This is a genomic window from Sorangium sp. So ce327 (assembly GCF_051530205.1).
In the GTDB taxonomy this organism is placed as follows: domain Bacteria; phylum Myxococcota_A; class Polyangia; order Polyangiales; family Polyangiaceae; genus Sorangium; species Sorangium cellulosum_B.
The window spans coordinates 3,707,739-3,722,757 of record NZ_CP150330.1 but is presented as its reverse complement, the minus strand read 5'-3'; the positions used below and the strand labels follow the sequence as shown (position 1 = coordinate 3,722,757).

Sequence of the window (15,019 nt, the reverse complement as noted above, 5' to 3'; positions counted from 1 at the left end):
GCAGCCCACGAACGGCGGCGGCCCAGCCCCCCTTGAGCACGGGCACGGGACCGCGAAGACGGATCCCCGACCCTTTGAAGGATTGACCGACCATGCAGACCTCGAACATCCTCGCGAAGATCGAAGCTCCCCTGTTCCGCGAGGGGATCCCGGATTTCCGGGTCGGCGATACGGTGCGCGTCCACTACAAGATCGTCGAGGGCGAGAAGGAGCGCATCCAGGTGTTCCAGGGTGTCGTTCTGAAGCGCCACCGCGCCGGGGTCCGGAGCACCTTCACCGTGCGCAAGGTGAGCTTCACGGTCGGCGTCGAGCGCATGTTCCTCCTCCACAGCCCCCGCATCGACAAGGTCGAGATCGTCTCGCGCGGCGTGGTCCGCCGTTCGCGGCTCTTCTACCTGCGCAACCTGGCAGGCAAGGCCGCTCGCGTCCGCGACGCAAAGGATTGATCCCGCCGGCCGGCACACCGGCCGCGAGGAGAGCGCTCCCGCAGCGCAGATTGCCAGGGGGACAGCCGGCTCCCTGGCTCGATCGCGCGCGCAAGCATCCATGGCACAGCGCGGAAGCAGCTGCGCGCTGGGCGGTGACGCCTGCATGCGTGCGCACGCGCCGCGTTGCCGGCCTGTAGCAAGGGTTCCCGCATACTTCTTCCTTGATCCTCGGCCGAGCGGCCACGGTATGCTCGCGGCGGCGGTGCCCCGGCGCCGCGAAACCCGAGAAGGATCACCATGCTCTGTCCGCGTTGCGGTGCGCCCGCGACCCCCGCCGATAAATTCTGCGCTGTGTGCGCCTCGCCGCTCACCCCGTCCGGGCCTGGAGCGTTCGGGGCTCCTCCGCCGCCTCCTCCTCCGCCGTTTCCTGCTCCGGGCTTCGGGGCGCCCCCCGAGCCTCCCCCGAACTATGGCTCGCCGAGCGGCGGTTTTGGTCCGCCCCCGCCGGCGCCTTTCGGGGCTCCTCCAGGCTCGCCTCCCGGGTTCCCGCCGGCGCCCGAGGGCGGCCCGGCCGGCTTCGGTCCGCCTCCGCCCTTCGGGCCGCAGCCTGGTGGTTACGGGGCGCCCCAGCCGCCTCCTCCGGTGCCGCTGAAGCCGCCGCCGTTCCCGCCGGAGCCGCCGATCTACGGCGCGCCGGGCGGCGGCTATGGCTCGGCCCCGAGCTTCCCGGAGCAGCAGGGCAGCTATCCCGGCCCTCCGCCCCCGCGGCCCGGCTTCGGCCCGCCCCCGCAGCCCGGCTTCGGCCCGCCCCCGCAGCCTGGGTTCGGTCCGCCCCCGCAGCCGCAGGGCGCGCGCTGCGTGCAGGGGCACGCGATCCCGGCGGGCGGCTCGTTCTGCATGGAAGGAGGCCACCCGATCGCCCTCGACGGCATCCAGATGAGCGGCGATCCGTTCAACCAGACGGCCTATGCGCCCAACCAGCAAGGGGCATCCGCGCCGCCGCCGATGCCGCAGGCGAGCGGCAGCGGAGCCTACGGCGAGCCGCCGCAGCCACAGCAGAACATCGCCCCGCCGGGCCCGCCGCCCGCGTACATCCCGCCTCCTCCCGCGGTGCGCCCGCCGACGCCGGCGCCGCCGAGGGCCGCGGGGCAGGAGAGCCGCCGCACCCTCGCCGGCTTCCTCGTCAGCTTCCAGGACGACGCGCTCGGCAGGTTCTGGCCGCTCTGGCAAGGCAAGAACATCATCGGCCGCGCCGAGACAGGGCAGAAGGTCGACATCGAGATAGCGCATGGGACGACCTCGACGCATCACGCGACGGTCGAGATCGACGGAGGTCGGATCGTCCTCGCCGACCTCGGCTCCACCAACGGGACATTCCACAACGAGGAGGCGATCGGCTTCCAGGGCCGACGCGAGCTGCGCGATGGCGACAAGATCCGCTTCGGCGGCTTCAGCGTCATCCTGCTCAGCGTGGCCGCGCGGGCCTGACGGGCCCATCGCACGAGGAGAGGCGTTGCCGAGCCTGGCCCCCCTTCCCCCGCGACGTTCGACCGGCACCTGGCGCCCCGCCAGGCTGCGTGAAAACCAACCGGATAGCCGCCGCCAGCGCGCGGCGGCCGCCCCGCTCGCGCAGGGAGCGCTCCTCGGCTCCCTCGCGCCCGCTGGAGATCCCCACGCATGACTCCCTCTCATGACGCGACTCGCCCGATCCACTCCATGAGCGCCTCCGCCCGTCGCGGCAGGCGCGAGGGCAAGGCCCTGCGCTGCGCGAGGCTCCTCGCGCTCGCGGCCGCTGTCCTCGCGCTCCTCGCCGGACAGCGCCGCGCCGAGGCCGCGCCCGAGGCGCACGTGCTCCGCATCGACCCGCGCGCGAGCACCGTGGACGGCTCGCCCGTGCTCACGACCGTGCTCGAGGTCGTGCAGAACAAGCGCCTCAGCGACCTCACCCGCAACTGCGCCGCGCTCACGGGCAACGCGAACCTCGATTGCGTCGCCGATGCGATCGAGCAGCCGTCGGCGCTCTACTCGTCGTTCGACTTCCCGGACAAGAACGCGATCCTCTCCGTCACGGTCGACGGCACGGATCTGCCGGCGAAGTTCGAGTCGAAGGCGCGGTGGGGCGACAGCGCCGGTCAGCCGGGCGTCGGGACGGCGTGGCTCATCCTGATCGACGCCGCGTCGAGCATGGGCAACCGCTTCGACGAGGCGAAGGCGGTCGCAAGCGCGTTCGTCAACGCGATGCAGCCGAACGACATCGTCGACGTGATGTTCTTCAACGATCGCGGCATCGTCGAGGACTCGAAGTGGGTGAGCAACAAGCAGGCGGCGGCGCAGGCGATCGCCGGCGTCGCGCGCACCTACCCGACGCAGGGCCGCACGCGCCCGCTCTTCACGATCATCAAGAACGCCGCGACCGACGCGTTCAAGGAGCTCGGCAACGCAGGTCAGGGCGTCCAGGTGCCGATGCACCAGGCGATGGTGGTCCTCTCGAACGGCTCCGCCGGCGCGGATCCCAGCTCGACCGCCGCCGCGTCGAACCTCCTCCGCGAGTACCTGACGAAGGGGCGGTTCCCCGAGAACAACGACGTCCTGCCGAAGACGCCGGTGCCCGTCATCTCGATCTGGTTCCCGAGCCAGCTCGTCGAGGAGTTCACGGCGAACGCCCGCGAGTTCATGGAGGGGATGGCGAACACCGAGATCGGCGGCTTTTTCAGCGTGGTGCGGGACGGCCAGCAGCGGCGCGCGGCCAACATCGTCAACGCGATCCGCACCCGCTTCAACAAGATGCACATCGTGAAGTGGCGGGTCTCGTGCGTCGCGCCGAGCATCACGCAGACGTTCAAGCTCGCCTTCATCAACACGGATCCGCCGATCGCGGGCGACGCCACCTTCCAGAACGTCCCCGTCGGCATCGATCCGACCGCGTGGCCGCTCGACATCGACCGCGACGCGACCGACCGCGCGGCGAAGAAGACGCCGATCTACCCCGGCGGCACGGTCAAGATCTTCGGCAACTTCTGCTGGGGTGGCAACGCGCAGCGGGCCGAGATCTACATGGTCCCGAAGAACCAGGCCGCGCCGCAGTCGCTGCAGGGCGGGAACCTCGAGGACGCGAAGAAGGCCCAGCGGACGCTGATCGAGGGCGGGATGCGCGGCAAGGCGGTCTCGGCCGGCGACAGCGTCGTCGAGTTCGAGCTCCCGGACACCGACAAGTTCCTCGTCGGCAAGGGCGACCAGATGACGGCGCGCCTCATCATCTACGACAACCAGGCGCGGCGGACGAGCGCGGTCACGGCCGACAAGATCGTCACGCTGAAGGCGAAGGAGGCGCCGCTGCCGTACCTGCTCATCGGCGGCGTGACCTTCGGCGGCGTCGTCATCGTGCTGCTCCTCGTCTCCATCTTCCGCGGCGGCGGGAAGCGACGCGGCGGCACGGTGGCGGCCGCGCCCCCGAGGCCCATCGTGGCCGGGAGCGGGCCGCCTCCGCCCTACGCCCCCGCGCCGCCGCCTCCGGGCGACTTCGGCTATGGCGGCGGGCCGATGATGGGCCCTCCCATGGGCGGGGCCAGCCGGGCGACGCTCTCGGGCCCGGCGGGCATCTTCACCGTGCACCCCGGCGCCGAGGTGCGCGCCGGGCGCGACGGCGCCTCGTGCCTGATCGCGCTGTCGGAGCCGCGCGTGTCCGGCACCCATGCGAGCGTGAAGCTCGAGGCCGGCCAGCTGTTCGTGCGGGACGAGAACTCCAACAACGGGACCTACGTGAACGGCCAGCGCATCGCCGCGGCCGTGTGGACGCTCGTGCCACCCGGCGCGTCGTTGCGGTTCGGCCCCGTCGAGTTCAGCGTCCGTTTGGAGTAGCGTGTCCGGGGCCCGTTCTCGCGCCCCGAGCGACGCCCCCCCATGATGCCCCCGACCGAGTCCTCCCCGCACCTCAAGATCGAGTTCGCCCAGGCCAGCGATGCTGGTCGGGACCCGAACAAGCAGGTCAACGAGGATGCCTGCGGCTACGCCGAGACCAAGTTCGGTTACCTGTGCGTCCTGTGCGACGGCATGGGCGGACACTATGGCGGCAGCGAGGCGAGCCGCACCGCCATCACGACCATCTTCGAGATGATCGAGCGCACGCCCGCCACCGTGGATCCGAGCGGGGCCCTCAAGGCCGCGATCGAGGAAGCGGGGCGCCGCGTCTACCAGCTGGGCGGGCCGCCGGAGAACCGCGTCCGGCCTGGCTCGACCGTCGTCGCGATGGTCCTCCACGATCGCGGCATCGACGTCGCGCACGTCGGCGACAGCCGCGCGTACGTGATCCGGAGCCACCAGATCTACCCCCTCACGCGCGACCACTCGATGGTGCAGGGGATGATCGACGCGGGCATGATCACGGAGGCGCAGGCGATCGGCCACCCCGACGCGAACAAGATCACGCGCGCGCTCGGGATGAGGCCGGAGGTGGAGGTCGAGGTTCGACCCGAGCCGATGGAGCTCTACCCGGGAGACGTGCTGATCCAGTCGAGCGACGGGCTCACCGATCTCGTGCTCCCCGGCGACATCCTCGGGTGCACGCGGCAAGCGCTCGCATCGGGCTCGGTCGATCACGCGTGCCGGATGCTCGTGCAGCTCGCGAACCACCGCGGCGGTCACGACAACATCACCGTCCAGATGGTCCGGGTGCTCGAGACGGGCAGCCGCTCGCTGACCATCGCGCACGGGCCACCAGGGGCGGCTGGCCCGGGCGACGGCGTCAATCCTGCGCGCGCTTCACGCCCTCAGGAGACCGTCGCGATGACCCGGTCCGAGGCGGCGGCGATCGGCCAGCAGCTCGCCACGAGCACGCCGCTCCCCCACGGCCATGGCGCTCCTGCGGCAGCGAGCGGCACGGCGGCCGCGGGAAACGCCCCGGCGCCGTACCCGGCGTCCATCAACAACGCGATCACCGTGGTCCCGACGGGCTCGCCCGACACGCCGCGCCCTGCGTCCACCAGCGACGCCGTCACCGTGATCCCGGCTGGCTCCACCGGCGCGCCGGGGCTGCGTCCAGCGTCCCCCCGCTCCGCGGCGAGCGCGGCCTCGACCGGCTCCGACAACGTGCCGGCCGTCGCGCCGACGGCCACCGACAACGTGCCGGCCGTCGCGCCGACGGCCACCGACAACGTGCCGGTCGTCGCGCCGACGGCCACCGACAACGTGCCGGCCGTCGCGCCGAGCGCCGCCCATGGCACGCCGGCGCTTCGCCCCACCACCGTCGACAGCGCGCCGGCCGTGAGCCCCACGGCCACCGACGAGCTGCCTCCCGTGGCTCCGGCCGCTGCCCCCAGCGCGAAGGCCGTGAGCCCCACGGCGGCCGACGGCGGGTCGGCCATGACGCCCACGCCGATGGACTCCGCGCTGGCGCTGCCTCCAACCGTGCCAGGCGCCCATCCCCCGGTGGCTTACCCGAACGCGCCCGACGCGCCCGCCGTGCTGTCTCCCCTTCCCCTGAGCGCTCCTGCGCCGGCTCCGATGGGCCGCGTCGCGGCCCTTCAGCCTGGTTCGTTCGGAGCGCCGCCTCACCCAGGCGCCGCTTACGGCGCTCCGCCCCACCCCGCCGTCCCCTACGGCGCTCCGCACCCTCCTGGCGCCGCCTACGGCGCGCCACCCCCTCCTGGCGTCCCTTACGGCGCACCGCACCATCCTGGCGCCGCCTACGGCGCGCCGCCTCACGTCGGCGCCGCCTATGGTGCGCCTCTTCACGCGACCGAGCAGGATGTTCCGCCGCCTTCGGTGGCCTTCCCGGGACACAACCCAGCAGCGCCCGGTGGTCCCCCGGTCGCCGCCGCCCCGCCCCCCCACCTCGCGCCCGCGCCACTGCATGCTCACGCGTACGCCGCGACCGGCCCGCGCCCCGCGCCAGCACCGAGCTTCTCCGGACCCGTGTCGTCCTCCGGGGCATCGAGCGTGCCGAGCACCGTGCGCGCCCCGCGCGGCGTCTACATCGCCCTCATCGCCTCGGCCTCGGCCGTGATCCTCGTGCTGGTCGTCTTCCTGCTCTGGAAGCTCCTCGGCAGCTGAGCGCGAAGCGGAAAAGGCCGCCCCCACCCACCGCCCCGCACGGATGAGCGGAAACCGCGACGGAGACGAGAACGAGGACCGAGCTCGGCTCACTCGGCTCACTCGACCCAGATGACCGCCGCGCAACGGCCCCGCTCGCGGAATGCGATTGAAGAAAGATCGGATTCCGGATTAGCCTAATTTTCCGGAGGTCCCTCCATGCCTGGCGACCAAGAGCTCGAGCACGGCGACGACATGGATGGCGCGCCTGAGGATCTGGAAGAAGAGGTGCCGGAGTCGACCCGTACACCCTCTCTCGAGGAGGCCCGCGCCGGTTTCATGCTGCTCGATCTGTGACCCGCTGAACCACGTGGTTCCCGGAAGTCACGCCCCTCCGCGCCGACACTCCGTTCGTCCAGCGGGCGAGAGCCTCCGCCGAACGGCGCCCACCGCCGCGCGCGTGCAGAAGCGCGCTCCTCTCCCGCGAGCGGCACCGCGCCAGCGCGGCGCGAGGCGGCGCACGGGACGCGCCTCTTCCCTTGCCCTCCCCGACGGCCTGTGGTGAAACGCGGCCCGCATGATCCCGGGGCTAGGCAAACAAAGCATCACGATCGGCAGCGCCCCCACCTGCGATGTGGTGCTCGTCGCTCCCGGCGTCCTGCCCGAGCACGCGCGCATCGTCAACCAGGGGGGTGGCAAGCTGCTCTTCTCCTGCGGGCAAGGGCCGGCGTCGGCGAACGGGCGGCCCCTCTCGCCGGGAGAGCAGGTCCCGTTCGACTTCCGCACCCAGTTCGTGGTCGCGCAGACGCCGGTCCCGCTGAACCATCCGGCCATCACGCTGATGCTGGCGTCGCCCGGGAACCTCGCGCCCGCGCCCGGCCAGGTCGTGATCGGACGAGACCCCGGGCGCGCCTCCTTGGTGCTCCAGCACCCGAGCGTCTCGAGCCAGCACGCGACCGTCACGCTCGATCGCATGATGGTCATCGACCACAACTCGACGAGCGGCACGTACGTGGGCGCGCAGCGCATCGCCGCTGGCTCGCCGACGCCCATCGATCCGCAAGGCGCCATCGCCTTCGGGCCCGTCCCGGTCCAGATCAGCCTGCTCGTCCAGCTCGCGCAGGCCGCCCGGCAGTCCGCGCTGCCGGCCGCCTCCGGCGCCCCGCCCGCGGCGAGCGTCCTGCCGCCGCAGCCTGCCGCTTCCGGCTACGCGCCGCCGCAGCAGCCCGGCGCCGGGGGCTACGCGCCGCAGCAGCCCGGCGCCGTGAGTCACGCGCCGCCAGGCGTCGCCGGCGGTTACGCGCCGCCGCAGCAGCCCGCGCACGCGGCGTCCTCGGTGCCCGCCGCCGGCGCGCCCGGGCGGAAGAACAAGACGGTCCTCGGCCAGCTCGACTTCTCCGGCGGTGGATCGAACGTCAAGAAGATCGGCCGCACGCCCGACAACGACATCGTGCTCGCCCACCCCCAGGTGTCGAGCCACCACGCGCTCCTGCACTCGATCAACGGGCAGCTCTACGTCGAGGACCGCGGCAGCGCGAACGGGACCTACGTCCGCGGCAACCGCATCGCGCCCGGCCAGAAGATCGCCGTGCAGAGCGGCGAGAAGATCTACATCGGGCCCATGCCCCTCCAGATCGAGATGGGGGGCGCGGGCGCCGTCGAGGTCGTCCAGGAGGAGTACTCCGCCGATCGGTGGGCAGGGCGCCCGCTCTACGAGATCGAGGCGTGGAGCCTCGCCCTCCAGGTCCCCGACCGGGACAACCCGAACGAGCAGAAGACCCTCCTCGACAACGTGTCGTTCAAGGCGCTGCCGGGCGACATGATCGCGCTCATGGGGCCGTCGGGCGCCGGCAAGACGACGCTCCTGCTCACGCTGAACGGCTACCTGCCGCCGACGAGCGGCGTCGTCCGCATCAACGGCGAGGACCTCTACAACATCTACGACACGCTCCGCGGATCCATCGGCTACGTGCCGCAGGACGATCTCGTCCACCCGGAGCTCACCGTCTTCGAGGCCGTCCGCTACAGCGCGAAGTTCCGCCTCCCGCCCGACTACACCGAGGCCGAGATCGACGCCCGCGTCGAGCAGACCATCAAGGATCTCGGCCTCGAGGGCGTCAAGAACCTCCAGATCGGCAAGCCCGAGAACAAGATCCTCTCGGGCGGGCAGCGCAAGCGCGTCAACATCGCGCTCGAGCTCGTCACCGATCCGGTCATCCTCTTCCTCGACGAGCCGACCTCGGGCCTCGCCGCCGACGACACGACCGCGCTGATCAGCCTGCTGCATGACCTCACGAAGGCCACCGGCAAGACGATCATCATGACGATCCACCAGCCGGCGAAGGACGAGTTCGAGAAGTTCAGCCACGCGCTCATCCTGGGCTACGGCGGCATCCCGATGTTCTTCGGGCCGACCCGGCCCGACGCGTACCGCTTCTTCGGCAGCTGGAAGGAGCGGCACGGCCAGCAGAACGACGTCGACAACCCGCGCGACATGTTCGAGATGCTCGCGCTCCGCGAGCGGCCCATCTTCGATCAGCTCCGCGCGCGGAACCCGAACGCGTCGCGCGGCGACGCCAGGAAGCTCGCCGCCATCGAGTGGCGCAAGGAGTTCTTCAGCGACGGCAACCCGACGTACCGCCGGATGTACTCCGGCCGGCGCGAGATCGGCACCGGCCAGGGGCAGCGCGGCATCCCCGCCGGGCGCGCCACGACCAAGGGGCAGCTCGGCCTGCTCCTGTCGCGCTACTTCAAGGTGAAGAAGCGCGACATCGGCGGCACCCTGATCATGCTCCTCCAGGCCCCGATCATCGGCATCCTGCTCGCGATCGTCTTCGGCGGGCAGGAGAAGGCGATCCCGGCGTGGTGCCTCGGCGCGCTCCAGGAGCTCGGCCGCCGCGCCGGCGGCGCGGACAAGAGCACCGACGTCATCAAGGGCATGGAGGTCACCACCGACCACACCGCGGCGATCTTCTTCCTCGTCGTCGCCGCGGTCTGGTTCGGGACCTCGAACGCGGCGCGCGAGATCGTCAGCGAGCGGGCCATCTACCTCCGCGAGCGCATGGTCAACCTGGGGCTCGTCAACTACGTGCTCTCCAAGTACCTGCTGCTCGCCGGCTTCTGCCTCGTCCAGTGCACCGTCCTGCTCGCGATCGTGTTCTTCGCGCTCGGCTTCCACGGCGGCATGCAGGCGTTCGGCATGCAGCTCGCCGCGCTGACCGCCACCTCGCTCAGCGCCGTCGCGATGGGGCTCCTCCTCTCCACGGTGGTCGCCTCGTCCGAGGCGGCGATGGCGCTCACGCCGATCGCGCTCATCCCGCAGGTCGTCCTCGGCGGGCTCATGGTGCCGATGACGACCGTGCCGCACCTCCGGCCGCTCATGTACATCATCCCGGCGCGCTGGGGCTTCGAGGGGGCGATCGCGCCGGAGCGGCTCGCGACCGCGGAGGATCCAGCGTGGGTGATCGATCTGCACCGCACCGACACGAGCGCCGCGGACTTCATCGAGGGCGGCAAGTTCAAGTGCGCCATCGCGCAGATGGCGGCCGACAACTATGCGGGCGCGTGGGGCTTCACCACGTACGATCAGACCTGGATGCCCTATGCGGTGCTCGCCGGAATGACCTTCATCATCCTCGTCACGCTCTGCGCGGTGCTGAAGCGGCGCGACCCGGTGTGACGTCGTGACCGCGCAGGAGCCCGCCGCTTCCATCCGCATCGTTGACCGGCGCCCGCGCCGGCGCCCGCGCGCGCGAGGCCACCGCAGGCCGGCCGCCGCGGCGCTCCTCTCGCTGCTCGCCGCCCTCGCGCCCTCCCCGGCGCGGGCGCAGCAGCAAGGCCAGGAGGGGCAGGCGCCCGAGGGCGGTGCGGCCGTGCCCCGAGGCCCGGGCGGCGCGATCGTCACGCCGCCTGCCTCCACGGCCGCGCCGGCGGGGAAGGCGACGCCGCCGCGGGCGCTCAACTACACGCCCCCGGAGTACCCGCCGGAGGCCGAGAAGCAGGGGCGCGAAGCGTCGGTCACCCTGCAGCTCGACATCGACCGCGACGGGCGCGTGAAGCACGCCGTCGTCGTCGAGAGCGCAGGGCACGGGTTCGATGAGTCGGCGCTCGCCGCGGCCCAGAAGCTCGATTTCGAGCCCGCACGCCGCGCCGACGGGACCCCCGCCCCGGCCCGCATCCTGTACCGCTACTCGTTCACCCTGAAGCCGGCCTCGCCGCCGCCGGCCGCCGGCGAGCCCGCGAAGCCCGCCGAGAGCCTCCGCGGCACCGTGCTCGCCAGCGGGGGCGACGTCCCGCTCGCCGGCGCCACCGTCTCGGTCGCGCGGGTCGCCAGCGCGGGCGCGGGCGCAGCGACGGCCGCCGCGCCGCCGGGGCTCACGACCGACGAGGGCGGCGCCTTCGCCTTCGCCGCGCTGCCGCCGGGGCGCTACCAGGTCACCATCGCGGCGCCCGGCTTCGAGCCGCTCTCCGTCGAGGAGGCGCTCGCCCCCGGGGAGCAGCTCGAGGTGAAGTACCGGCTCCTGCCGCAAGGCGACGGCCTCGAGGTCACGGTCCGCGGCAAGCGGCCGCCGCGCGAGGTCACGAAGCGCACGATCGAGCAGCGCGAGATCAACCGCATCCCCGGCACGAACGGCGACGCCCTGCGTTCGCTGCAGAACCTGCCGGGCGTCGCCCGCCCGCCCAGCATCGCGGGGCTGCTCATCGTCCGCGGCTCCGGCCCGCAGGACACGCAGACCTTCGTCGACGGCACGCAGGTGCCGCTCATCTACCACTTCGGCGGCCTCTCCTCGGTCGTGCCGACCGAGATGCTGGATCGGATCGACTTCTACCCCGGCAACTTCAGCGCCAAGTACGGCCGGGTGCAGGGCGGCATCGTCGACGTCGCCCTCCGCTCCCCCAAGGAGGACGGCAAGCTCCACGGCCTGGCGCAGATGGACCTCATCGACGCGCGCGTCCTGCTCGAGGGCCCCGTGCCGTTCCTCGAGAACACCCGCTTCATGGTGGCAGGACGGCGGAGCTACATCGGCGAGTCGTTCGGCCCCGTGCTCGAGGCCGCGGGCGCAGGCGTCACGCAGGCGCCGGTCTATTACGACTACCAGGTCCTCCTCGAGACCGAGCCCACGCCCTCCGCGCGGCTCCGCCTCACGTTCTTCGGCTCCGACGACGCCCTCGAGCTGCTGCTCAGCGACCCGGCGCCGAACGAGCCGGCCCTCTCCGGCAACGTCGGGCTGCACACGGCGTTTCAGCGGCTGCAGCTCCGCTACGATCACGAGCTCACCGACAAGGACCGGCTCGACGGCGTGCTCGCGATCGCGCGCGACGACGCGGATTTCGGGATCGGGCCGATCTACTTCCAGCTCGATCTCAAGACGATCTCCGGCCGCCTCGAGTACGCGCGGCGTGTCTCGAAGGGCACCGTGTTCAACGCGGGGCTCGACGTCTTCGCCGGCCTCTACGCCGTGAACCTCCGCGCCCCCGGGCCGAACCGCCCCGGCGAGCCGCCGAACCAGCCGTTCTCGACGCGCACCCTCCAGGAGGTCTCGCGCGACGGCGAGTTCTTCTACCCCGCGGCGTACGCCGAGCTCGAGCTCGCCCCGACCCCTCGGGCGAAGATCGTCCCGGGCCTGCGCGTCGACTACCAGGACCTGAACCAGCAGGTCACCGTGAGCCCGCGCGTGAACGGGCGCTTCGACGTCGTCCCCGGGTTCCCGCGGACCACGGTGAAGGGCGGCCTCGGGGTGTTCCATCAGCCGCCGCAGTTCCAGGAGGTGATCCCGCCGCTCGGCAACCCCGGCCTGAAGTCGACCCGCGCGCTGCACTACGCGGCCGGCGTCGAGCAGGAGCTGACCCGGCACATCGAGGCGTCGGCGGAGGGGTTCTACAAGCAGCTCGACGAGCTCGTCGTCGGCGTGAACCGACCCGGGTCGATCCAGCTCGACTACCAGAACGTCGGATCGGGCAGGGTCATCGGCGGCGAGTTCCTGCTCAAGTACAAGCCCGACGATCGCTTCTTCGGCTGGGCCGCGTACACGCTGTCCCGCAGCACGCGGGTGCCGGAGCCCGGCGAGCCGGAGCGGCTCGTCCCGTTCGATCAGACCCACATCCTGACGGTGCTCGGCAGCTACCGCCTGGGCGACGGCTGGGAGTTCGGCGCCCGGCTCCGCCTCGTCTCCGGCAACCTGGTCACGCCCAACGTGTGCAACGTCAACGAGCAGAGCTGCGACCCGTACCGCACCAACGCGCTCTTCTACGCGCCCACCGGGACGTATACGCCCATCCCGTTCTCCGGCCCGAACAGCGAGCGGCTCCCGGCGTTCCACCAGCTCGATCTGCGCCTGGACAAGACGTGGAAGTTCAAGACCTGGCGGCTCTCGGCCTACCTCGACGTGCAGAACGTCTACAACAACGCGAACAGCGAGGCGATTCAGTACAATTACAACTACACAGCCCGGCAGTACGTCACGGGGCTGCCCATCCTGCCGAGCTTCGGGATGCGAGGAGAGTTCTGAGATGCGCGGGGCGCAGGTGATGAACGGCGCGGCGAAGCGCGAGCGTCCCGAGCGCCGCGGGCGCCGGTGGCGGCGCGCGGTCCTGGGGGCGCTCGCGCTCGCGGCGATCGCGTCGCCGGCGATCGCCTCGGGGTGCGTCGCGGGCTTCGATGCGCCGAGCCTCGTGAGCGGGCTCCGCGTCCTCGCGGTGGTCGCCGACAAGCCGTACGCCAACCCCGGAGACCAGGTCACCTTCCGGATCCACTACCAGGACGGGCTGGGCGGCCCCGAGGACGGGTCGCGCCCTGTCTCGGTCTACTGGTTCGGCGGGTGCGAGAACCCCGTCGGGGACGACTACTACGGCTGCTACGCGCAGCTCGAAGGCATCGCCTCCGAGATGGAGGCGTGGGTGGAGCGAGGCGACCCGACGGTCCCGCTGCCCGATCTCAACGGCGTGCGCCCCGGCTTCGGGGACACGTACACGATCACGATCAGCGACGACATCCTCACCGGCCGCACGCCGCCCACCACCGGGGGTCCGGCCTTCGGGAGCGCGTTCATCTTCTTCGTCGCCTGCACCGGGGAGCTCGGTCTCGTGGAGGACCAGGGCACCGGCCGCGCCGGGACGTTCCCCGCCGCCTGCTTCAGCGGCGGGCGCCGGCTCGGCCCGGACAGCTTCGTGCCCGGCTACACGCAGATCTACGCCTTCGAGGGGGGTCGCGAGAACGCGAACCCGGAGATGCAGGGGCTCACGCTCGACGGCGAGCCCCTGCCAGAGGACTTCGCCGACATCCCCACCGTCCAGCGCTGCCGCGTGAGCGCCGAGGCGCGGCGCGAGGCCGGCTGCAGCGCGGAGGATCCGTTCGTCGAGTGCGACGCCTACGAGCTCGACGCGATCGTCGACCCCGACACGGTGGCGGAGGACGATCCCAGCGCGCAGCAGCAGGCGCTGAAGGAGATCGTCTGGGTCGACTACTTCGCCGATCTGGGCGATCTCGACGGGAGCATCAAGCTCGTGAGCGACGCGAATAAGGGGTACATCGGCGATCACGCCGTGAGGTGGATCCCGCCCGCCGAGCCGGGCGTCGCCACGATCACCGCGGTCCTGCGCGACGCGCGCGGCGGCTCGTCCGTCGTGCAGCGCCTCGTCCGCGTGGAGTGACGGCGGCCCATCGGCCCCCGCGGCGGGGGCCGCGGCGATCAGCCGCAGCCCGCTTCGATCTGCGAGAGCTGGTCGATGAGCTGCGCGGGGTCGCGGGCTGCGCACAGCGCGTCGGCGGCCCCGAGCCTGGCGAGCCTGGCCGCCTGGGCGAGCAGCTCGAGGTGCGCGCGGCCCCCCTCGGCGCAGACGAGGACGACGAACAACCGGAGCGGCGCCCCGCCCGGCGTCGGCACCGCGAGCGGCTCGGCCAGCGTCGCGAGCGCGGCCGCCAGGCACGCGCCGGGGACGATCGCGTGCGGGACCGCGACGCCGTTGCCGAGCGCCGTGGGCGACTCGCGCTCGCGCCGCAGGATCTCCTGGGCGAGCGCGCTCGCCGCGAGCACGCTGCCGGGAGGCGACAGCCGGGACGCCGCGACGTCGATGACGTCCTCGATGTCCGCGCACGAGAGGTGCAGCACGACGCGCTCGGGCGTGAGCAGCTCGCAGAGCCGCCGCGCGGGCCGCCCCCCGAAGGCCGCGCTCGCCGGGAACTCGGCGTCGATGAACGCCTTGACGCGCGCGAGCTGCGGGCCGGTGAGGTTGCGCCGCGCGAGCTCCACGCAGAGCGCCTTCGCCGACGGGACGCGGTCGAGGTAGCGGGAGACGAGCGGCTCCACCTGGTGGCCTAGCTCGAGGAGCACCGCCGGCGGGAGATCGAGCGCGCCCGCGATCGCCGTGAGCCGGTCGGGCGTGGGGATGGCATCGTGCCCATGCTCGACGCGGCTCAGGTAGGCGCTGGAGACGCCGATGCGGTGCGCGAGCGCGCGCAGGCTCAGGCCCGCCTCGACGCGGAGGAGCCGCAGCGTAGCCCCGAACTCGGCGACCGCGCGGGCGCGCGCGGCGCCGTCAGCGTCGGACATCACTGGCATGGGGCT

The 15,019-nt window shown here is 72.2% G+C and carries 9 protein-coding genes; 8 read left to right on the top strand and 1 reads right to left on the bottom strand.

The annotated features are described in order from the left end of the window. Positions 1-92: 92 nt before the first annotated feature. The 8 genes from rplS to WME95_RS14075 all read left to right on the top strand — a co-directional run bounded on the left by rplS (position 93) and on the right by WME95_RS14075 (position 14,105). Positions 93-446 carry a 50S ribosomal protein L19 gene (gene rplS, locus WME95_RS14110; RefSeq protein WP_437552348.1) on the top strand — a complete coding sequence of 118 codons (354 nt, stop codon included), beginning with the start codon at positions 93-95 and terminating at the stop codon, positions 444-446. Positions 447-725: 279 nt separating this feature from the next. Then, a complete protein-coding gene (locus tag WME95_RS14105) occupies positions 726-1,916 on the top strand; it encodes an FHA domain-containing protein (protein ID WP_437908919.1) in 1,191 nt (396 codons plus the stop codon). A 228-nt stretch (positions 1,917-2,144) separates the two neighbouring features. After that, positions 2,145-4,286: an FHA domain-containing protein gene (locus WME95_RS14100; RefSeq protein WP_437552346.1), complete on the top strand. Its 2,142-nt coding sequence runs from the start codon at positions 2,145-2,147 to the stop codon at positions 4,284-4,286. 42 nt (positions 4,287-4,328) lie between these two features. Continuing rightward, the gene (locus tag WME95_RS14095; protein ID WP_437908918.1) at positions 4,329-6,476 is read left to right on the top strand and encodes a protein phosphatase 2C domain-containing protein; all 2,148 of its coding nucleotides are present in this window, start codon (positions 4,329-4,331) and stop codon (positions 6,474-6,476) included. Between the two features lie 198 nt (positions 6,477-6,674). Beyond that, entirely contained in the window at positions 6,675-6,812 is a 138-nt protein-coding gene (locus tag WME95_RS14090; RefSeq protein ID WP_437552344.1) for a hypothetical protein, read from the top strand. Between the two features lie 220 nt (positions 6,813-7,032). Continuing rightward, positions 7,033-10,134, top strand: coding sequence for an FHA domain-containing protein (locus WME95_RS14085; protein WP_437552343.1), 3,102 nt, complete (start codon positions 7,033-7,035; stop codon positions 10,132-10,134). Between the two features lie 4 nt (positions 10,135-10,138). Then, positions 10,139-12,964 (top strand): TonB-dependent receptor domain-containing protein, encoded by a 2,826-nt coding sequence (locus WME95_RS14080; protein WP_437908917.1) that lies wholly within the window; start codon positions 10,139-10,141, stop codon positions 12,962-12,964. 1 nt (position 12,965) lies between these two features. Beyond that, on the top strand, positions 12,966-14,105 hold the full coding sequence (locus WME95_RS14075) for a hypothetical protein (RefSeq protein ID WP_437908916.1): 1,140 nt from the start codon (positions 12,966-12,968) through the stop codon (positions 14,103-14,105). 38 nt (positions 14,106-14,143) lie between these two features. Here WME95_RS14075 and WME95_RS14070 read toward each other — a convergent pair whose 3' ends face one another. Then, the gene (locus tag WME95_RS14070; RefSeq protein WP_437908915.1) at positions 14,144-15,013 is read right to left on the bottom strand and encodes a PTS sugar transporter subunit IIA; all 870 of its coding nucleotides are present in this window, start codon (positions 15,011-15,013) and stop codon (positions 14,144-14,146) included. Positions 15,014-15,019: the final 6 nt, after the last annotated feature.